Below are 18,598 nucleotides of genomic sequence, written 5' to 3'. Positions count from 1 at the left end.
CCGGCATCGCCGGCAATCTCGCCGGCGGCACCCACCACGCGTTTCGCGATCGGGCCGAGGGCTATTGCCTGTTCAACGATTTCGCGGTGGCGATCGCGCGCCTGCGCGAGGCGGGCGCGGCGCAGCGCCCCTTCATTGCCGATCTCGACGTCCATCAGGGAAACGGGACCGCCGCGATCTTCGAGCACGACCCAACCGTGTTCACGCTGTCGATTCACGCCGAGGCCAACTATCCGGCCAACAAGGAACGAAGCCGCATCGACGTCGGATTGCCGGCGGGCTGCGAAGACGCCGAGTACGTCGCCGCGCTCGATCGCCACCTCCCGGCGGCACTCGATCGGCATCGGCCCGACATCGTGTTCTACCAGGCCGGCGTGGATGCGCTCTCCGGCGATCGCTTCGGCCGTCTGGCGCTCAGCTTCGAGGGGCTCGCGGCCCGCGATCAGCGCGTGTTCTCATGGTGCGAGGAGCGCGGCCTTCCGATCGTGCTGACCCTGGGCGGCGGCTACGCGCGCCCGATCGAGCGCAGCGTCGAGGCCCACGCCCGCGTGTGGCGCGCGGCGCGAGCGGTGGAAGAACGTCGTGCGGCGAGAACTCCGGCCGCCGGCGCCGCGCGACCCGCCTGACCACGACGCCACCGGCGCCGCGCGACCCGCCTGATCACGACGTGGTCGGCGCCGCGCGACCCGCCTGACCACGACGCCATCGGCGCCGCGCGACCCGCCTGACCACGACGTGCTCGGCGCCGCTCACGCCGGGCACGGCGTCACGCCGCGACCGCTCGATTTCGCAGCACTTCCGCGCTTGCCCGACCCTTGCATTGAGCAGGCGGCCGCGCCCCCGCAAATCGAAAGGGGGACACGCCACATGAATCGCAACTGGACACGAATCGCTCTTCCCGTGCTGTTGCTGGCCGGCCTGGTCGCGGGCACCGCGCACGCCGCGAGCTCCAAGAACGCGCCGAGCCCGAGCAAGGGCAGGAATGCGATGCATCAGTTCACCGGGGTCGTCACCGCGCTCGACAAGCAGAGCCTCACCGTGGAGAAGTCGGGGAAGCAGCCGATGACGCGCACCTTCGTGCGCCACGACGACATGACCACGCAGGGCGAGCTCGCCAAGGACGCGCGCGTCACGGTCTACTACCGCGACGAGGGCGGGAAGTCGGTGGCGCACCGCGTGGTGGTGAAGGCCGCGGCCGAGACCGCCAGCTCGAGCTGAGACTGCCCGAGGCGGGGGGCGCCGGTTCGAGGGGAACCGGCGTACGGGAAACTCGCTGGAGGTGGGTCACGACGAACGGCTGGGCCGCGAGGCCCAGCCGTGTCGTGGTGCCAGGTTCGCGCTTCGCGATCCGAAGCGCGCGAGTGTCTTCTAGAAGAAATACCAGTTCATCGCCGCCGTGAAGTTCACGTAGTTCGACGAGATGTTGAATCCCTGGTTCTTCACGTTGACGTAGCCGTAGTCGACGGCGGGGCCGAGCGACCAGTGCGGCATCAGGCGCATTTCGTAGCCGGTGCCGACCGTGAAGCCGAAGCCGGACTGCGACGCTGAACCCGAGCTGTTGCCCGAGCTCACCGAGAAGCTCTCGTTGCCGCCACCGACGCCCGCGCGCATGAAGAAACCCTGCGACGGGTTCGGATAGTAGGTCGCGCCGGCGGTGTAGACGCTCATCGACACGGTCTGGCCGCTTTCGGTGCGCGCCCACGAGTTGCTCTCGACGCCCAGCGACAGCTGGGGCATCACCGACCAGCCGAGGCGAAGGCTGCCCACCGCGCCGCCCTGACGATCCGACGACGCCGAGAATCCGTTCCCGGAGAGCGAAGCCGCGCCGGTGCCGCCACCGATGCCGAGGCCGAGGTAGAAGCCGTTCCGCGTCTGCGGATACGGATCGGCCGAGGCGTTGAATGCCGAGGCGAGCGACGCGGCCACGATCATCGCCGCGCCAAGAACGACAAGCTTGGACGTACGCATGACGAATCCCCCACGAGAATCACACGCGCCTGGAGCCCGCCCGGATTGTGCGGCGGCGTCCGGCTCGGCTAGGCTGCATGCTTCTCTCCCAAACGGAGGGCGAAGCAGGCATGGCGAAGCCAACATGGTTTATCGGCCGAACGATGGCGCTACTTTCGTGCTTCGCGGCCGCCGGCTGGGCGGCACCTCAGCCCGCTGCCAGGCCCCGGGTTACGCCGGGCCCACGCACCATGCGCGTCGAGGACGTGATCTCGATGCGCTCGCTGAGCGACCTCACCTGGTCGGCCGACGGCCGGCGACTCGCATACGTGGTCAACGAGCCCGACACCGCCGAGGACTCGAACAATCAGGACATCTGGCTGGTGGATTTCGCGTCGGGCGGCCCGGCCCTGCGCCTGACGCGTCATCCCAAGGCCGACCTCTCGCCGACCTTCTCGCCCAGCGGCGACACACTCGCATTCGTCGCCAATCGCGGCACCGGTGATGACGCCCACTCCGCGATCTGGATGATGTCGCTGCGCGGCGGCGAGCCGTGGGCGTTCGGCTCCTACGCCGAGGGCGTGAGCGAAGTCGAGTGGTCGCCCGACGGTCGCTCGCTCGCTTACGTGATGGCCGACACGCTGGCGAAGAGCGTCAAGGACTGGCGCAGGAAGAAATGGGATCAGGTGGTCGAGGACGAGCACCTGCAGTATCCGCGGCTGTGGGTGATGGACATCGCCACCAGGAAATCGCGCTGTCTCACTTCCGGGCCGCTCTATCTGTGGAACGTGCGCTGGTCGCCGGACTCGAAGGATCTCGCCTTCATCACCAGCCCGACCGGCAAGCCCGACGACGGCAACCTCGAAGACATCGGCGTGGTTCCGGCCGAGGGCGGCGCGCTGCGAAAGCTGGGCGTGATCGGCGGCGCGTTCGCCTGGTCGCCGGACGGGCGCTGGATCGCGCTGGCCGCGAGCACCAATCGCAACGCCTACGTCGAGAAGACCGATCTGTGGGTGGCGCCCGCCGCCGGCGGTTCACCCCGCAATCTCACCGCCTCGTTCGACGAGGACGCCGACACGCCATGCTGGTCGCCGGGCGGTGACACGCTGTTCTTCCACGCGGCGCAGGGCGTTTCCACGCGGCTCGCGGCGGTGCCTCTGGCCGGCGGGCCGGTGACGCTGCTCACCGATCGCAAGGGTGAGGCGGGCGGCCCGGTCGCTGCGAAGAACGGACGTGTGGCGTGGATTCAATCGCGTCCCACCGAGCCCGCCGAAATCTGGGTCGCCGAGCGGCCCGCCGACTCCGGCCATCCGGTCACCGAGGTGAACGCTTCGGTGCGCGCGCTCGCACTCGGCGCCACCCGTACCGTGCGCTGGACCAGCAGCGATGGCGCGACGGTCGAGGGCCTTCTCGTGCGGCCGCCGGGCGCGCCCGAGAAAGCCGCCCTCAAGACCCTGGTGCTGGCGCACGGCGGACCCTATCGAGCACGCTATGCGCTTGGATTTCTCGCCGCGCAGCAGTACTACGCCGCCGGCGGCTACCAGATCTTCATGCCCAACTTTCGTTCGAGCGGCGGCTACGGCACCGCCTTCATGCTGCGCCGGCGCAGCGACTGGGGCGGGCAGGATTGGCGTGACGTCGAGGCTGGTGTCGACTACCTGGTGAAGCAGGGCCTGGCCGACGAGCGGCATCTCGGCATCTTCGGCCACTCGTACGGCGCCTATCTCACCGCCTGGGCCATCACTCAGACCCATCGCTACAGCGCCGCCGCCGTGTCCGCGGGCGCGGTGGATCTCGGCGCCCACTACGGCCAGAGCGACATCCAGAAGTACCGTGCTTACGATTTCGACGGCCCGCCCTGGATGACGCCCGAGAACTGGAAGAAAGCGTCGCCGATCACCTACATCAGCAACGCGAAAACGCCCACCCTGATCCTGGTCGGCGAAGACGATCGCCGCGTTCCCTACCCGCAGAGCCAGCAGCTCTATCGTGCGCTCACCGCGCTCAACGTGCCGACCGAGTTCGTGCACTATCCGCGCGAGGGCCACACCATGCGCGAGCCGCGGCACCGCGCCGACGAGCTGGTGCGCACGCGCGCGTGGTTCGATCGGTGGGTGAAGTAGGGTTCTACGGTTCCAGGGTCTCGGGGTCTCAGCGTCCTGGGGTTCCAGGGTCACTGGGTTGCGGGGTCCCGGGGTTCCAGGGCCTCTAGGGTCCTGGGGTCCTGGGTTCTCGAACCCATTTCCGGACCGCGCGCTCCACTCGCGACCGAAATCCCGAGTCGCTGCTGCGCTCGGCGAAATGCATCAGCGCAAACAGCGCGCGCGCCTGAGCGCGGCGGGCCGTGATCGCTCCGGAGCCTGAGGGGGCGGCACTCCAGTCAGTCGGCTTCGTGCCCGATTCCATCTTCTCGAGCAGCCACTGCGCGGCGCGCTTCTCGGCGTCCTCCAGGGAGGGTGCCGGGAAGTAGAGCACCAGGGGCTGGAGCTTCTCGAGCGCCAGCGCGTGCTCGGCCAGGGCGCCCGGAGAGTCCGCTCGGAACTGGCCGCCCTTGGATTGCGTGGCGAGCGCCGCGACCAGCAGCCTCTGCCCGGCGAGGCCGATGGTCTCGACGTGGTAGATCCCATCGCCAAGCAGGCAACAGGAAGCCGCCGACATCAGCTCGCCGGGGCGGCCGGCGCCACGCGATTCGATCGTCGCAGCGCCCGCCACCAGCGAATCGAGGGAACGGCGCAGCTTCGGGAGCATCAGCACCACGCGCCAGTGAAATCGCGCTTGCACCGGACCGTTTTCGAGCGCGATCTCGGCGCGACCCAGCTCGCCGATCAGGCTTACCGGACCGGGATCGATCGCGGCCTCGAACCGTGGCGTCGCACTCGAGCCCGGCCGCCCCAGGTCGAAGCCGCCGTCGCGCCGCTGCCGGACGAACGCGAAGTCCACCGCCCTCCACGCGCGCTCCGCCGCCGCCGAATCCGCGTGCGACGCGGCGGTCATCAACAGCAGCATGGCGCCGGCCTGGGGCCCCGCACTCCAGCCGAGTGACGCGTCGTCGGGCGCCACGGCGCCGGCGCTGTCGGGCCACGACGATGCGAGCGCGGCCGCCACGTCGCCCCACGGCAGCGCCTGCAGCACCCGCACCTCGCGGTCCGAGACGACGTGGGCGAGAGCGGGCGCAACCGGCACCGCGAGTCCAATCGCCGCGGCCAGGGCAATCGGCGGCGCGGACTTCACCGAACGATCAGGCCCAGATATTCGGGGCCGGCACGACGCACCGCCGCGATCAGCGCCGAGTCGGGGAGCGAGGCGTCGCACTCGACGCGCGCACGCCGTTCGGCCAGGCTCACGCGCGCCGAGCGCACACCCTGAACGCGGGTCAACTGTCCCTCGATCTTTTCGACGCACGCGCTGCACGTCATGCCGCCGATCTCCAGGGTCACGGTGCGCGCGGGAGTCAGCGGGGAGCGAACCGCGGGCGCGCTTCGCGAGGCGACGCGCGCGCCCGAGTCCGAGTGGCCGCAGCCGGACAGCGCCAGCGCAACCGCGACCAGCGCCGGCATCCAGAGCATCGCGTGGCGCAATCCGGCTTTCGCGCCGCGCCCTGCTCCTGTAGCCTCGCGGCATGCGCAGGTTTCTGGCATCGCTTCTGTTCCTCGCGATCGTCGCCGCGCTCGCGCTGTTCGTATGGCCCACGCGCTGGCGCTACGACCACATCACCGTCGACGGCGACAACTATCTCGTCCGGGTGGACCGCATGAGCGGCCACGCCGACATCCTGGTGCCCGAGCAGGGCTGGACTCCCTCCGAACAGCCCTGGGACCAGGAGCCCGCTCCCCAGGACGATCGGCACACTTCCACCCCGGGTTCATGACTCGATCGAGGCCGCGCCCGGCGCGGGCTCGCCCGAATCGGAAGCCACCGGCCCCGGCGGCCGCGCTGGCCGCCCTCGAACGCGTGGTACGAGAGTACCGAGCCGGCGCGGCGCGCCTCAAGCTCGCCTTGCTCGACGCGCTCGAGGACACGCACCTCGAGCGGGCCGGCGAGGTGCTGCGGCTCCATGAAGCGCTGTGCTTCCTCAGCGCCTATCCCGATTCGCGCGCGGTCGAACGCCGCGCCCGCGCCCTGCTCTCGGCGTTCTGCCGCCGCGAGGATCTCCGGCGGCATCGCGAGGCCCTGGCCGACAGCGGCATCGCCGGCACTCCGATCCGCTACCGCTTCTTCAGCCCCACCGCGCGCTGGCTCGCCGAGCGCTGGCCGGATCAGCTCGCGATCGACTGGAAGGATTTCGATCAGCGCGATCGCGTCGAGACCTTCCTGCCGTTGTTCGCGCTGGCCGCCGAGACGCCCGGCCTCGACGAATACGATCTCGGCGCGCGCGGCTGGCTCAAGGCCATGCGAGCGCCGCGCTCGAACGAGGCGGCGTTCTTCATCCGGCGCTTCGCGGCGATCGCCGCCAGCGACGTGGTGCGTGAAGCCCTGTGGGACGAGCTCGACACACCCTTCTCGCTCGCGCCGCGAACGATCGGCAAGAGTCTCACGCCCGCGCGAACCCTGGAGCTCCACGCCCGCGCGCCGCGCGCCTTCCAGCGGCGGGCGCTCGATCGCGGGCGCCCGAAGCTGCGCGCCGAGATCCGCCGGGGACCCCGCCGGGTTCGCGACTGTTCGCCCGGCGAAGCTCGCGCGCTGATCGACCTCGCGCGCGGCGCCATGATCACGCGCAGCCGCGATCTCGACGCGTTCTCCTACGCCGATCCGCGCGACGTGCGGCTGGTGGACTGCGGCGAAGGGCTGGCGTTCGCCTGCATCGGCGTCCAGCCCGCGCGGCGCCTGATGCTCGAGGCGGTCTACGCGTTCCTGACGCTGCGCAACGGCGTGCCGATCGGCTACGTCCTGAACAGCGCGCTGTTCGGCTCGGCCGAGATGGCCTACAACGTGTTCGACACCTTCCGCGGCGCCGAGGCTGGCAAGGTCTATGGCCGCGCGCTGGCGATGGTGCGGCACCTGTTCGGCGCCAGCGCCTTCACCATCGTTCCTTACCAGCTCGGGCACCTGAACGACGAGGCGATCGAATCCGGCGCGTGGTGGTTCTATCGCAAGCTCGGCTACGCGCCGCGCGATCGCGCCACCGCAAAGCTGATGCACGCAGAAGAGGCGAAGCTCGAGCGCGATTCCGGGCACCGCAGCTCGGCCGCCGTCCTGCGGCGACTGGCGCGGGAGAACCTCTACTTCCACGCCGGGCGCGAACGCGACGACGTCATGGGCCTGCTGCCGCTGCCCAGCGTGGGCCTCGCGGTCACCCGCTTTCTCGCCGCCAACTGGGGCGACGATCGCGAACGCGCCGAGCGCGAGTGCGTGGCCGAGGCCGCGCGGCTGCTCGAAGTCGGCCGGGAGGGCCCGCGCGGGTTCAGCGACGATCAGCGCGATTGGTGGCGGCGCTGGGCCCCGCTGGTCTGCGTGCTGCCCGGGCTCGAGGGCTGGAGCGCCGGCGAGCGCCGAGGGCTGGTCGAGGTGATCGGCTCAAAAGGCGGCCCGCGCGAATCCGAGTTCGTCCTGCGTTTCGATCGCCACCGAAAGCTGCGCGAAGCCATCCGCGCGATCGCGGTGAAGACCCGGACCTGAGCGGGCGCCCCGCTCCCGGAGCGAGCCGAACTAGCGGATCAGGTAGTGAATCAGGCCGAAGCCGCGCGCCATGAACGCGGCCACGAACACGATCACCCCGACCAGCGCCATCTCGATGTGATTGAGAGTGTAGAGCAGCCGTGCCGAGGACAGGTCGGGCACCTCGTCCTTGGCCAGCGCGATCCGCCAGCGCATGAAGGTGAGCATCGGCATCAGCTCGAGCAGCAGCACCAGAATCACCAGTCCGAGCTTCAGGTGGAAGAGCCAGTTGTGCAGGTAGTACTCGGAACCCTTCTCGAAGCCCCCGAAGGCGCGCAGCAGCCCGGTCAGGATCCAGACCAGCGCCGCCACGCCCCAGAGATTGTCGGCCGTCAGCACGCGCCGGATACCGGCGGCATCGAGCGTGCCCCTCAGCGCGCGGCCGCGGAGGAACACCGCCGGAAGTCCCACGCCGAGGGCCAGCAGGTGAAGCGCCGAGAGCACCGCGGCGGCGGCGCGAATCGAGTTGAACGAGTTCATACCCGCTCCGAGGCTGAGTCGGCCGCCCGGGTGGCGACCGTCACGACGCGGCAGGGTGCGACAACTCCCCGGTGACGCGCAACCACTCCTCGAGGAAGTGGGCCGTGGTGTCGATCGAGGCGAGCCAGCCGGTGGCCGCGGTGGGCTGATCTCGTGGTCCCACGCGGATCCCGAAGCCGCCGCCCTTCACCGCCACGAACGCGTCCTCGTCGGTGAAGTCGTCGCCCACATACACCGGGAGCGCGCCCGCGTCCACCCGTTCGATCAGCTCGCGCACCGCCGTTCCCTTGTTGCGTCCGGCGGCGCGCAGCTCGAGCCCGCCGTGGATCGGATCGAGCCGCAGCGAGCCGGCGATGTCGGTCTCGTGCCACAACTCCCGCGCTTCGCGGGCCAATGAGTCGGCCCGATCCGGCGGGAGATCGCGCAGGTGCAGCACCAGTCCGGTGCGCTTGCGCTCGAGCCTTTCGCCGAGGCCGCGCGCGCGCGCGGAGGATTCGGCGTCGTCGAGCGCCCGCGCCGCCGCCGCCGGGAGCGGCGCCGGCCGATCAGCCCCGCCCGCCTCGCGCACTTCCCAGCCGTGCTCGGCGATCCGCGTGACGCGCAGGCCCCCGGTGAGCTTCAGCAGCTCGTCCATCCCGCGCCCCGAAACGATGGCAAGCGCCGTGTCGGGTCGCGCCGAGAGCGTTCGCAGCGCCGCGAACGTCCGCGGCGGCAGGGTCGCGTCCATCCGATTCAGGCGGAGCGGCGCCAGCGTGCCGTCGTAGTCGAGCATCAGCAGCCGCCGCGCGGCGCGAATGACCGCCGGCCACAGGTCGTGCGGAAGATCCAACAGGTCGTTCACTTGCGTGAGGCTCGCTCCGAACGGTTTGACCGGATCACCTGCCGCGAGAATACTAGCCGCAGCGCGCATTCCTGAATCGCCGCAGGTTGCGCGCCGGCCAGATCGAGAGCCCCAGATGCAAATTCCCTCGCGGCTGCGCTCGGCGCTCGGGCGAGCCGCCACACGTACCCGGATGCGGGCCGATTCGCCGCCCCGCACCTCGCGCCAGCAGCTCGCGGAGTGGGCTCGAGCCCACCTTCCCGGCCGGCAGCTCGTGGTCGTCTCCAATCGCGAGCCCTATTCGCACCAGCGCCATGGTGGCGAAATCGGCTGGGTGCGCAACGCCGGCGGGCTCACCGTGGCGCTCGACGCGGTGGCGCAGGCGCTGGGTGGCACCTGGGTAGCGCACGGCAGCGGCAATGCCGACCGCGAGGTCGTGGATGAGCACGATCGCGTCGGCTGCCCGCCCGATCATCCGCGCTATCAGCTCCGGCGAATCTGGCTCTCCGACGAGGATCACCGGCGCTACTACTCGGGCTTCGCCAACAGCGCGCTGTGGCCGCTGTGCCACATCGTCTACGTTCGGCCGCGCTTCCGGCTCGACGACTGGGAACGCTATGTCGAGGTGAATCGCCGCTTCGCCGAGGCCGCGCTCGAGGAGGTCGGCGACCGGCCATCGATCGTTCTGCTCCAGGACTACCACCTCGCGCTGTGCGCCCGATTCATCAAGCAGAAGCGCCCCGACCTGCAGGTGGCGATGTTCTGGCACATCCCGTGGCCCAATCCCGAGGTGTTTCGCGTTCTGCCGTGGGGGCGCGAGCTGCTCGAGGGAATGCTCGCCAATGACGTCGTCGGGTTCCATCTCGATCTGCACGCGCTGAATTTTCTCGACGGCGTGGCCAATACGCTCGAGGCGCGCATCCATCGCGAACGGATGGCGGTGGATCGAGGCGGCCGGCGAACCTGGGTACGCAGCTTTCCGATCTCGGTGGACAGCGAAGAGATCTCGACGCTCGCAGAATCGCCGGCGACGCGCGCGCGCGCGACGGCGATCCGCGAGGAGCTCGGACTGATCGACTGCCGCGTCGGTCTGGGCGTGGATCGACTCGACTACACCAAGGGTTTGCCTGAGCGCTTCGACGCGATCGGCCGACTGTTCGAGAAGCACCCCGAATGGGTCGGGCGCTTCGCGTTCATCCAGATCGCCGTGCCGTCGCGCATCGAGCTGCCGGAGTATCAGCGCGTGCGGCAGGAGACCCGGCGCTGGGTGCGAATACTGAACGAGCGCTTCCCGCGACCCGGAGGCCCGACCGTGCACCTGATCGAAGGGAATCTGGACTTCCGCGAGCTGGTGCCCTACTACCGGCTCGCCGATCTGTGCCTGGTGACCGCCCTCCACGACGGCATGAATCTGGTGGCCAAGGAGTACGTCGCCGCCTCTCCCGATCTCGACGGCGCGCTGGTGATTTCGCCGTTCACCGGCGCGGCGCGCGAGCTGGCGCGCGCCTGGGTGGTGTCGCCCTTCGACCGGGAGGGACTGGCCGACGTCTGCCACGCGGCGCTGAGCGAACCGGTCGAGGCGCGCCAGGCACGCATGGCCGCGCTGCGCGAGACCGTGCTGCGCAGGAATGTCTTCGACTGGGCACTCGACGTGCTCGACACCACGCTGCGCCTGAGTCTGCAGACGCCCGAGCCCGCCCCGAGCGAGGCGAGCCGAATCGCGGAAGCCGGCGAGCCGGCCGGCCCCGACCCACCGAACTCCCCGGGGAGGTAATCCATGCACCCGATGTTGATCCTGCAGGTGACATCCGCGGCCGGCCTCGGCCAGCGACTCTCGGACTTCGGCCTAAGGGCGCGCGATTTCGCCATCGAGCTCGGCATCGCGCTGCTGGTGGTGCTGGTGGGCTGGGCGCTCGCCACCGCCCTGTTCGGCCTGACGCGCGCCCTGCTGCGCGCACTGCGCTTCAACCAGGGCATGCAGCGCCTGCTGGGTGGCAGCCCCGCGGCGGCGCACGAACCGGCGGTGCTGGCGGCGTGGGCGATCTACTGGACCACGGTGACCGTGGCCATCCTGATCGCGCTCGACCTGCTCGGCGTCCCGGCCGGACCCTCGATGGGATCGCGCCTCGCCGAGGTGCTGCCGCGCATTCTCACCGCCGGATTCCTGTTCGCGGTCGGCACACTGATGGCCGCAGTGCTGGGTGGCCTCAGCCGCCGCTTCTTCGAGAGCGCCGGCCTCGGCGGCGCCCGACTGCGCGGGCGGCTGGTGAGCGGCGTGCTCACCGGCTTCGCCGCGCTGCTGGCGGTCGAGCAGCTCGGACTCGCGGCACAGTTCGTGATGGCGCTCGGCGTGGTGACGGTGGGCGCAGTCGGGCTGGGGCTGGCGCTCGCCTTCGGGCTCGGCTGCCGCGACCTGGCGCGTGACTTCGTGATCGAGTACCTGCGCTCGCTCGACGAACCCGAACGCCAGCCGCCCCGATGAACGAGGCGGCACCGCCGGCCGCGAAGGCCGCGCATCCGCTCTCGGGCGTCGTTCATCTGGTACGCCCGGTGGGCCCGCGCGCCCGGGGTCTTGCTTCGCTGCGCACCGCCATCGCCGAGCTCCCCGATCGGTCGCTCTTCTACCACTGCGTGCATCAGCGCCTGCGGCACCCGAGCGGCGACGAGCCGCCGCCGGATGATCTTGCGGCCTGGGCGGCGACCGTGCTGCAGGATCGCGAGGCCGCCGAACGGCTGGCGTTCGCGGCCCAAACCCGCAACGGCGGGGCGAGCGAGCTGCGCGCGGCGCTGCTCGAGGTGCTCGACGCGCTGGTCTCGCGCTCACGTCACGACGTCGAGGTGCCCGACGAGGCGGCACTCGTGCTCCTGTCCGCGGAATCCGTCCCGATCGCGACCGGACGCGAGCCTTCGAGCGGCGCCGATCTGCTCGAGGATCTCGCGAACTCGCACGTCGAGGTGTGGTTCTACCACCTCGTCGAACAGCCGTGGTTCGATTCGGGTCGAACTCCGTTGCTCGAATGGCTGCGCGCCAGCGGCGAGGAGCGGCTGGCCGCGCTGCTCGCGGAGTTCGCGGACGGCCATCTCGCGCTGCTCGCGGCGCGCGAGCGCGTGCTGCGCCGCTGGCGCATGAGCACGTTGCCCCGACGCCTGGCCGACGCTGGCCGCTCGCCCGACGTCTCGCGCCGCGAGGCCGGGCGCGACGCCGTGACGCGCCTGGTGCGTCGCGTTCGGCGGGCGAGCGGCCCGGGGTCATGAGCACGGAAACCGGAGCCCGCGCCGAGTCGCTCGTCGACGGCTATCGCGCCGTCGCCGGCGATCACGCGATCGAGGTGCTCGAGCGGCTCGCCTTCGAGCTGCGCGGCCATCGCCTGGTGATGGTCAACTCGACCGCCACCGGCGGCGGCGTGGCCGAGATCCTCCACCGGCTGGTGCGGCTGTTCGAGGAGCTGGGGCTGCCGATCGCGTGGGAGGTGATGCCGGGCGACGCGCGCTTCTACGCCATCACCAAGTCACTCCACAACGCGCTGCACGGCGTGCGTGTCGAGCTGACGGGCTCGGATCGCGATCACTTCATGGACGTGAGCCGCGAGGCTGCGAAGACGCTGGCGCTGGATGGCGACCTGATCATGATCCACGACCCGCAGCCTGCGGCGCTGGCGTCGCTGAGGCGAAAACCGGGCCAGCACTGGGTGTGGCGCTGCCACATCGATCTCTCGCACCGGACGCCCGAGGCCTGGGAGTTCCTCGAGCCGCACCTGCTCTACTACGACGCCGCGATCTGCTCGCACCCGGATTTCGCCTCGGGCCTGCCGGTCCCCGGCTTCCTCTCGGCGCCCTCGATCGATCCGCTCTCCGACAAGAATCGCCCGCTCGAGGAAGCCGAGGTGGACTCGTTGCTCGCGCCCTTCGCGCTGCCGGCCAACACGCCGCTCGTCACTCAGGTGTCGCGCTTCGATCGGCTGAAGGACCCCGCCGGCGTGGTGGAGGCATTTCGACTCGCGCGACGCCGGACCCGCGCACACCTGGTGCTGGCCGGCGGCACCGCCGACGACGACCCCGAGGGCGCGGCGGTACTGGCCGAGGTGCGGCAGCAGGTGGGGAACGCGCGCGACGTGACCCTGCTCGCGCTTCCGCCCGACAGTCACCTCGCGATCAACGCGCTCCAGCGCCGATCGACGGTGGTGGTCCAGAAATCGCTGCGCGAGGGCTTCGCGCTCACGGTGTCGGAAGCGCTGTGGAAGGAGCGCGCGGTGGTGGCGAGCGCGGTGGGAGGCATCCCGCTCCAGGTCCTGCACGAGCGCACCGGCCTGCTGGTGCGCTCGATCGAGGGCTGCGCGCTTCAGATGCTCCGCCTGCTGCACGGGCCGGCGCTGCGGCGTCGACTTGGCCGCAACGGCCGCGAGCACGTGCGGGCGCATTTCCTGCACCCGCGCGAGGGCCGCGACTACCTGGCGCTGTTCCTGTACCTGCTGCGGCGGGTCGAGGCGGTGAAGAGCGGCGGGTGAGCTTTATCCGCCCTGGAGATCGCGTTTGAGCTCGTCGCCGGGACGCGCCGGCTTCATGAAGTACCACCAGTGTCCCTGGGCGTCCCAGGCGTTGGCGGCCGCGAGCCGCGGCCCCCACAGGCAGCGCGCGGCCGGCACCAGCGCCGAGCGCGCGCGCTGGTCGGCGGCCTCGAGCTTGCGGCGCAGCGCCGGCGGCAGGACCTTCGGCACCGCCGCGATCGCGGCCGCGATCAGCTCGCGCACGTCCATGTCGTTGAGGTAGTCGTCGAGCCCGACCGCATAGCCGGTCACGATCTCCTCGGCGATCCGCTCCCAGTCCTCGATCAGGCCGGCGAGGCCGGCGTTCGCCACCGGCTCCGGGCAGCCGCGCGCGCGCAGGAAATCGCGAACCTCTTCGGCGCTCATGGTCCCTCGTGTGAGCGGCTCTTCTGCCGCTCGAAATAGGCCTCGCCGTCGCGAGGCCGGAAATAGGTGCGGATGGTCCCGTCGGAGTCGTAGGCGATGAATGCTCCGCTCTCGCGATCGAACTTGCAGGTCACGGCATCGTTGCGCACGAACTCGACCACATCGCGTCCCTTCCGCCGGTCGCGCAGCGTCTGGGCCATGCGCAGGTACTCCTCGGCCGAGCGGGCGTGGAACTCCCGGCCGTGCTTGCGGAAGTGCTCCTCGAGCAGCTCGCGCGAGCGGAAACCGATCTCGGGGTGCCGGGGCTGAATACCGAGATCCTGGTCGGGCGCGACTTCGACGGCGCGCGCCACCCCCGCCGCCGAATCGATGGCGCTCGGGCGATTGGCCGGCGGCGCGGGCGCCCAGTGGCTGACCGCTCGGGGCAGCGCCAGCACCGCCACCAGCGCGGCCAGCACCGCCACCAGAAACCAGAATCTCCGATCCCTGAGCATCGACCTCCGAGCCGAAGGGACTACAGGATGCGCTTGCCGAGCGCGCTCTGCGCCAGCTCGGCGGCGAGGATGCCGGTCATGTTCTGGCTGTCGAGCACCGGATTCACTTCGACCAGATCGAGGGCCACGATCGAGGCGCGATCACTGAGCATCTCCATCGCCAGATGCGCCTCGCGATACGTGATCCCGCCCCACACCGGCGTTCCGGTGCCGGGCGCGTCTTCGGGATCCACGACGTCGAGATCGAACGAGACGTGGATGCCGGCGGAGTTGTCGCTGGCGAGGCCGATCGCTTCGTCCACCACGTCGCGCATGCCGCGCTCGTCGATGTCGCGCATGGTGTAGACGGTGGCGCCGCTCTTCCGCAGGATCTGCCGCTCCCCCGGATCCAGGTCGCGACAGCCGATCAGCACGGTGTTGTTGGGCAGCACCTTGGGTGCGCGGCCGCCCAGGTTGACCAGATCGCTGTCGCCGAGCCCCAGCGAGACCGCCAGCGACATGCCGTGAATGTTTCCGGACGGCGTGGTCTCGGGCGTGTTGGCGTCACCGTGAGCGTCGAACCAGATCAGGCCGATGTTTTCGTTCGAGCGCGCGAAGTGGGCGCTCGAGCCCGCCACCGAGCCGATCGCGATGCTGTGGTCGCCGCCCAGCACCAGCGGCATGCGGCCCTCGCCGAGGCTGCGTTCGACCTGCTTCCTGAGCTCGTCGCAGGCGGCCAGGATCGGCGCCTTGTAACGGAGCTTGCCGGCGCCCACCTTCTGGGTCTCGGGGATCACCACATCGATGTCACCGAAGTCGGTGACCTTGTGCCCCAGCCCCTCGAGCCGGGGCTCGAGGTCGGCGATCCGGATCGCCGAGGGGCCCATGTCGACCCCCCGTCGACCCGCCCCGAGATCCACCGGAATGCCGATGATTTCCACGTTCCGTCGTCGAGTCGTCATCGAATCGCGGACAATAGCAGCGGGCGCGAGACGAGCCAAGATTCCGGAACCGCTCGGCTCGAATGGGTGGTAGAGATAAGCGCAGCGCCGGCACCGCTCTTGCCCCACCAGGACGGCCCCGGCGCGAGGGCTCGCCATTCGCTGTCCCGCCGGGTGTTCCCATTTCCCGAGCATTGCGGATTGCCATGGGATTCTCGACTGTTCGTGCACAACGAGAGTCGGGCCCGCCCCCGGCCACGCTCCGGCCGGTGGGTGGCCCGCGTGCAGCCACCGGGGCCGGGCGCCGCGGACGGGCCGATTTCTGGGCGGTGCTGGCGCTGCTCGCCCCCCCGGTCGCGATCACGGCGTGGGGCTGGCGCTACTACACGCTCGCTCCGGCCGGCCGGCTCCGCCATCCGCTCCACGCGCTGCTCAAGCCCTCGGGTCCGATCGGGCTCTGGCTCGGCGTCGCCGGGCTCGCGCTGTTCCTGTTCATGTGGGCGTACGCGATCCGGAAGTCGGCGCGCTGGCTTTCCTGGACCGGCGCGATCGGTTCGTGGCTGCGCGTGCACATCGTGATCGGGCTCGCGCTCCCGGTGATCGTGGCGGTGCACGCCGGCTGGCGCTTCGACGGCCTGATCGGCCTCGGCTACCTGTCCATGTTCGTGGTGGCGTTGTCCGGGATCGTCGGCCGCTATCTGTACACGCACATTCCCCGGCGCCGGAACGGCGTCGAGATGTCGATCGAAGACGTGAGCCAGGAGCGCCGCACGCTCCTCACTCACATCGCCGCCGTCACCGGACTCGAACCCATGGCGGTCGAGCGCGCGCTGGCCGTGGATCCCGCGCCCTACCAGGGGCTCGATCCGATCCGTACGGTGATGCGCCTGATTCGCGACGATTTCCAGCGCGGCCGGATGATTCGCCAACTCCGCGAGCAGTGGTCGCGCCCGCGGCCCGGCACGCGCCCGCTCGACGACCAGGCGCTCGACGACACGCTGCGGCTCGCGCGCCGCGAGATCCGGCTCCAGCAGGAGGTCCACGTGCTGGACGCCGCCCGCCGCCTGTTCGGAGCCTGGCACGTGTTCCACCGGCCGTTTGCCGCGACCGCGCTGATCGCGGTGCTGGTGCACGTGGTGGTCGCGATCTGGGTGGGCGGCGTCGGCGGTTTCTCGATGGGGCGCTGACGTGCTGCTCACGGTGATCGCGTTTGCCGCCCTCACCGGAGTGTTCGTGGCTCTGCACCTGCGCCGCGCGCCGGGTGCGCGCGCGGCCGAGATCCGCTGCCCGCGCTGCCGCAAGGCGGTGCCGCAGGGCGCGAGCCACTGCCCGAGCTGTCGCGCGCCGCTCCAGGCGTTCGAGCTGGCCACCGCGCGCGTGGTGAGCGGCGCGCCGGCGGCCTCCGGCCCGCGTCACGCGGTGGTGCGCGCCGACGTGTGCGTGGGCTGCGGCGCGTGCGTGGACGTTTGCCCGGAGCCGGGGGCGATCCGACTCGAAAACAAGCTCGCGATCGTCAATCTCGATCTGTGCAAGGGCCATGGGAACTGCGCCGAGGCCTGCCCGGTGAGCGGCATCGTGATCACCGCCGGTGAATCGGTACAGCGCCTGCAGGTGCCGCTGGTCAGTCCCGACTTCGAGAGCAACGTGCCCGGGATGTACGTGGTCGGCGAGCTGGGTGGCCGTGGACTGATCAAGAACGCCGTCAACGAGGGCAAGCTCGCCATCGAGCACGTCGCGCGCACGCTGGCGGCCTCACGCGCGCCGGCGGGTCCCGGCGTCTACGACGTGGTGATCGTCGGCGCCGGACCGGCTGGATTGTCGGCCGGGCTCGAAGCGCTGAGCTCGCGGCTCAACTACCTGATCCTCGAGCAGGGAACGCTGGCCGATACGATCGCCAAGTATCCGCGCGAGAAGGTGCTGTTCGCGGAGCCCCTGCGCGTCCCGCTCTACGGCGATCTCTGGGTGGCGGACGCATCCAAGGAGTCGCTGCTCAAAGTGTGGCAGACCGCGATCGAGAAGACCGGCCTCCGGGTGACGACCGGGCAGCGCGTCGAGAACGTGGTGCGCGAGGCGAGCGGTTTCATCGTCCGCACCGCGCAGGGGGAGCACCGCGGGCGACGCGTGGTCCTGGCGATGGGCCGGCGCGGCACCCCGCGGCGTCTGGGCGTGACCGGGGAAGATCTCGACAAGGTGTTCTACGAGATCGTCGAAATGGAAGCCTTCGCGGGCAAGCGCATGCTGGTGGTGGGCGGCGGCGACAGCGCGATCGAATCCGCACTCGGACTCGCCAACCAGAAGGGCACCACCGTCACCCTGTCCTACCGCGGAACGGAGTTCGCGCGGGTGAAGGAACGCAACCAGGAGAAGATCGACGCCGCCGTGAAGGCGGGCAAGGTCGAGCTCCTGCTGCAGAGCCAGGTGAAGGAGATCCGCCCCGACGTCGTCGCGCTCGAGCACCAGGGCGCGCTGCGACTCCTGCCCAACGACGCCGTCGTGGTCCGCATCGGAGGCGAAGCGCCCTACCCGTTCCTCGAGCGGATGGGCGTGCGCATCGTGAAGAAGGAAATGGCCGTGGACCTGGAGGCCACCGGAAAGCACGGATGAATTCCTGGTGCCGATTCACCCTCGCCCGCCACGCCGCAGCGTTCCTCCTCGCCCTGCTCCTCGCCGGGTCCGTTCCCGCGCGCGCCCAGGTGTCGCCCGGGCCGCTCTCGAACGCGCACGCCTCGCTCGACGGCGCGACGCAGTGCTTCCAGTGCCACGCCGCGAAGCTCGGCAAGTCCGGCATGGACGAGCGCTGCCTCGCCTGCCACACCGAGATCGGCTGGATGAAGACGCGCAATCGCGGCACGCACGCGCGGCTGAACGGCAAGGAGTGCGTGAGCTGCCACCCCGACCACGGCGGGCGCGACTTCAAGCTGATCGTCTGGGAGTCCGGGACGCCGGAGAAGTTCGACCACCAGAAGACGGGTTACGCGCTCGAGGGCAAGCACGCGCAGGCCGCGTGCGCCAAGTGCCACAAGCCCGACTTCCAGAGGTCGGGCGCGGTGCCGCTCATCCGCCGCAAGGACAAGTCCGCGAGCTGGCTCGGGCTCGAGACCGCGTGCAAGGACTGCCACCAGGACTTCCACCGCGGCCAGCTCGGCACGCAGTGCGAGTAGTGCCACGACCCGAAGGCGTTCAAGCCGGCGCCGGCGTTCGACCACGCGAAGTCGGCGTTCCCGCTGACGGGCGCGCACCAGAAGGTCGAGTGCGCGAAGTGCCACCTCGCGCCGCAGGTCGTGACCGCGAAGGACGACAAGGGCCAGCCGCTCGCGCAGTGGAAGCCGCTGCCGCACGAGGTGTGCACGGACTGCCACAAGGACCCGCACG

Annotated in this window: 20 protein-coding genes; 12 read left to right on the top strand and 8 right to left on the bottom strand. The window is 70.4% G+C overall.

Annotated features, from left to right (window positions below; translation table 11 throughout):
• Together VMJ70_11845 and VMJ70_11840 are read left to right on the top strand one after the other, a co-directional pair.
• Positions 1–626, top strand: a 626-nt coding sequence (locus VMJ70_11845) for a histone deacetylase (GenBank protein ID HTO91814.1), incomplete at its 5' end; no start/stop codon positions are given.
• A gap of 241 nt (positions 627–867) precedes the next feature.
• A complete protein-coding gene (locus tag VMJ70_11840; GenBank protein ID HTO91813.1) occupies positions 868–1,218 on the top strand; it encodes a hypothetical protein in 351 nt (116 codons plus the stop codon).
• A gap of 150 nt (positions 1,219–1,368) precedes the next feature.
• On the opposite strand, the gene VMJ70_11835 is transcribed toward VMJ70_11840, so the two are convergent.
• Positions 1,369–1,968: an outer membrane beta-barrel protein gene (locus tag VMJ70_11835; protein ID HTO91812.1), complete on the bottom strand. Its 600-nt coding sequence runs from the start codon at positions 1,966–1,968 to the stop codon at positions 1,369–1,371.
• Between the two features lie 230 nt (positions 1,969–2,198).
• Here VMJ70_11835 and VMJ70_11830 point away from each other — a divergent pair, with 230 nt between their 5' ends.
• Positions 2,199–4,070 carry a S9 family peptidase gene (locus VMJ70_11830; GenBank protein HTO91811.1) on the top strand — a complete coding sequence of 624 codons (1,872 nt, stop codon included), beginning with the start codon at positions 2,199–2,201 and terminating at the stop codon, positions 4,068–4,070.
• An 85-nt stretch (positions 4,071–4,155) separates the two neighbouring features.
• Here VMJ70_11830 and VMJ70_11825 read toward each other — a convergent pair whose 3' ends face one another.
• Both VMJ70_11825 and VMJ70_11820 read right to left on the bottom strand, forming a co-directional pair.
• Positions 4,156–5,178: a hypothetical protein gene (locus VMJ70_11825; protein ID HTO91810.1), complete on the bottom strand. Its 1,023-nt coding sequence runs from the start codon at positions 5,176–5,178 to the stop codon at positions 4,156–4,158.
• Positions 5,175–5,513: a heavy metal-associated domain-containing protein gene (locus VMJ70_11820; GenBank protein HTO91809.1), complete on the bottom strand. Its 339-nt coding sequence runs from the start codon at positions 5,511–5,513 to the stop codon at positions 5,175–5,177. Before VMJ70_11820 ends, VMJ70_11825 begins: the two co-directional genes overlap by 4 nt.
• Before the next feature lie 53 nt (positions 5,514–5,566).
• Between VMJ70_11820 and VMJ70_11815 the strand changes: the two genes are divergently transcribed.
• A complete protein-coding gene (locus tag VMJ70_11815) occupies positions 5,567–5,815 on the top strand; it encodes a hypothetical protein (GenBank protein HTO91808.1) in 249 nt (82 codons plus the stop codon).
• 83 nt (positions 5,816–5,898) lie between these two features.
• The gene (locus tag VMJ70_11810; protein ID HTO91807.1) at positions 5,899–7,563 is read left to right on the top strand and encodes a hypothetical protein; all 1,665 of its coding nucleotides are present in this window, start codon (positions 5,899–5,901) and stop codon (positions 7,561–7,563) included.
• 30 nt (positions 7,564–7,593) lie between these two features.
• On the opposite strand, the gene VMJ70_11805 is transcribed toward VMJ70_11810, so the two are convergent.
• Positions 7,594–8,082 carry a DUF2214 family protein gene (locus VMJ70_11805; protein HTO91806.1) on the bottom strand — a complete coding sequence of 163 codons (489 nt, stop codon included), beginning with the start codon at positions 8,080–8,082 and terminating at the stop codon, positions 7,594–7,596.
• 40 nt (positions 8,083–8,122) lie between these two features.
• Entirely contained in the window at positions 8,123–8,923 is an 801-nt protein-coding gene (gene otsB, locus VMJ70_11800) for a trehalose-phosphatase (protein ID HTO91805.1), read from the bottom strand.
• A 115-nt stretch (positions 8,924–9,038) separates the two neighbouring features.
• Here otsB and VMJ70_11795 point away from each other — a divergent pair, with 115 nt between their 5' ends.
• Genes VMJ70_11795 through VMJ70_11780 form a run of 4 tightly spaced genes read left to right on the top strand, consistent with a single transcriptional unit; the run spans position 9,039 to position 13,407 of the window.
• Positions 9,039–10,676, top strand: a complete 1,638-nt coding sequence (locus tag VMJ70_11795) for a trehalose-6-phosphate synthase (protein HTO91804.1) — start codon at positions 9,039–9,041, stop codon at positions 10,674–10,676.
• 3 nt (positions 10,677–10,679) lie between these two features.
• The gene (locus VMJ70_11790) at positions 10,680–11,384 is read left to right on the top strand and encodes a hypothetical protein (GenBank protein HTO91803.1); all 705 of its coding nucleotides are present in this window, start codon (positions 10,680–10,682) and stop codon (positions 11,382–11,384) included.
• Positions 11,381–12,157: a DUF5752 family protein gene (locus VMJ70_11785; protein HTO91802.1), complete on the top strand. Its 777-nt coding sequence runs from the start codon at positions 11,381–11,383 to the stop codon at positions 12,155–12,157. Before VMJ70_11790 ends, VMJ70_11785 begins: the two co-directional genes overlap by 4 nt.
• Positions 12,154–13,407 (top strand): glycosyltransferase, encoded by a 1,254-nt coding sequence (locus tag VMJ70_11780; GenBank protein HTO91801.1) that lies wholly within the window; start codon positions 12,154–12,156, stop codon positions 13,405–13,407. Before VMJ70_11785 ends, VMJ70_11780 begins: the two co-directional genes overlap by 4 nt.
• A gap of 3 nt (positions 13,408–13,410) precedes the next feature.
• Here the strand turns inward: VMJ70_11780 and VMJ70_11775 are convergent, their stop codons facing one another.
• The 3 genes from VMJ70_11775 to rocF are packed head-to-tail and all read right to left on the bottom strand — an operon-like array spanning position 13,411 to position 15,247.
• Positions 13,411–13,812 carry a hypothetical protein gene (locus tag VMJ70_11775; GenBank protein HTO91800.1) on the bottom strand — a complete coding sequence of 134 codons (402 nt, stop codon included), beginning with the start codon at positions 13,810–13,812 and terminating at the stop codon, positions 13,411–13,413.
• On the bottom strand, positions 13,809–14,306 hold the full coding sequence (locus tag VMJ70_11770; protein ID HTO91799.1) for a hypothetical protein: 498 nt from the start codon (positions 14,304–14,306) through the stop codon (positions 13,809–13,811). The genes VMJ70_11775 and VMJ70_11770 overlap by 4 nt, the downstream gene beginning before the upstream one ends.
• Positions 14,307–14,326: 20 nt before the next feature.
• Positions 14,327–15,247, bottom strand: coding sequence for an arginase (gene rocF, locus VMJ70_11765; GenBank protein ID HTO91798.1), 921 nt, complete (start codon positions 15,245–15,247; stop codon positions 14,327–14,329).
• 185 nt (positions 15,248–15,432) lie between these two features.
• Between rocF and VMJ70_11760 the strand changes: the two genes are divergently transcribed.
• From VMJ70_11760 to VMJ70_11750, 3 genes are read left to right on the top strand one after another with little or no spacing between them, the layout of a single operon-like run.
• A complete protein-coding gene (locus VMJ70_11760) occupies positions 15,433–16,413 on the top strand; it encodes a hypothetical protein (GenBank protein ID HTO91797.1) in 981 nt (326 codons plus the stop codon).
• Position 16,414: 1 nt separating this feature from the next.
• Positions 16,415–17,830: an NAD(P)-binding domain-containing protein gene (locus tag VMJ70_11755; protein ID HTO91796.1), complete on the top strand. Its 1,416-nt coding sequence runs from the start codon at positions 16,415–16,417 to the stop codon at positions 17,828–17,830.
• The gene (locus VMJ70_11750; protein HTO91795.1) at positions 17,827–18,387 is read left to right on the top strand and encodes a hypothetical protein; all 561 of its coding nucleotides are present in this window, start codon (positions 17,827–17,829) and stop codon (positions 18,385–18,387) included. The genes VMJ70_11755 and VMJ70_11750 overlap by 4 nt, the downstream gene beginning before the upstream one ends.
• Positions 18,388–18,598 lie beyond the last annotated feature (211 nt).

The organism is Candidatus Sulfotelmatobacter sp. (assembly GCA_035498555.1).
GTDB lineage: Bacteria > Eisenbacteria > RBG-16-71-46 > RBG-16-71-46 > RBG-16-71-46 > DATKAB01.
The sequence above is the reverse complement of the archived record's forward strand: the minus strand, read 5'-3'. Positions and strand labels throughout refer to the sequence as shown.

Bases quoted from the DNA above. Each gene is read 5' to 3' on its own strand.
- VMJ70_11770 (HTO91799.1), bottom strand. From the start codon at position 14,306: ATGCTCAGGGATCGGAGATTCTGGTTTCTGGTGGCGGTGCTGGCCGCG.
- VMJ70_11830 (HTO91811.1), top strand. From the start codon at position 2,199: ATGCGCGTCGAGGACGTGATCTCGATGCGCTCGCTGAGCGACCTCACC.
- VMJ70_11805 (HTO91806.1), bottom strand. From the start codon at position 8,082: ATGAACTCGTTCAACTCGATTCGCGCCGCCGCCGCGGTGCTCTCGGCG.
- VMJ70_11840 (HTO91813.1), top strand. From the start codon at position 868: ATGAATCGCAACTGGACACGAATCGCTCTTCCCGTGCTGTTGCTGGCC.
- VMJ70_11815 (HTO91808.1), top strand. From the start codon at position 5,567: ATGCGCAGGTTTCTGGCATCGCTTCTGTTCCTCGCGATCGTCGCCGCG.
- VMJ70_11780 (HTO91801.1), top strand. From the start codon at position 12,154: ATGAGCACGGAAACCGGAGCCCGCGCCGAGTCGCTCGTCGACGGCTAT.
- VMJ70_11795 (HTO91804.1), top strand. From the start codon at position 9,039: ATGCAAATTCCCTCGCGGCTGCGCTCGGCGCTCGGGCGAGCCGCCACA.
- VMJ70_11750 (HTO91795.1), top strand. From the start codon at position 17,827: ATGAATTCCTGGTGCCGATTCACCCTCGCCCGCCACGCCGCAGCGTTC.
- VMJ70_11820 (HTO91809.1), bottom strand. From the start codon at position 5,513: ATGCTCTGGATGCCGGCGCTGGTCGCGGTTGCGCTGGCGCTGTCCGGC.
- VMJ70_11790 (HTO91803.1), top strand. From the start codon at position 10,680: ATGCACCCGATGTTGATCCTGCAGGTGACATCCGCGGCCGGCCTCGGC.
- VMJ70_11775 (HTO91800.1), bottom strand. From the start codon at position 13,812: ATGAGCGCCGAAGAGGTTCGCGATTTCCTGCGCGCGCGCGGCTGCCCG.
- rocF (HTO91798.1), bottom strand. From the start codon at position 15,247: ATGACGACTCGACGACGGAACGTGGAAATCATCGGCATTCCGGTGGAT.
- VMJ70_11785 (HTO91802.1), top strand. From the start codon at position 11,381: ATGAACGAGGCGGCACCGCCGGCCGCGAAGGCCGCGCATCCGCTCTCG.
- VMJ70_11835 (HTO91812.1), bottom strand. From the start codon at position 1,968: ATGCGTACGTCCAAGCTTGTCGTTCTTGGCGCGGCGATGATCGTGGCC.
- VMJ70_11760 (HTO91797.1), top strand. From the start codon at position 15,433: ATGGGATTCTCGACTGTTCGTGCACAACGAGAGTCGGGCCCGCCCCCG.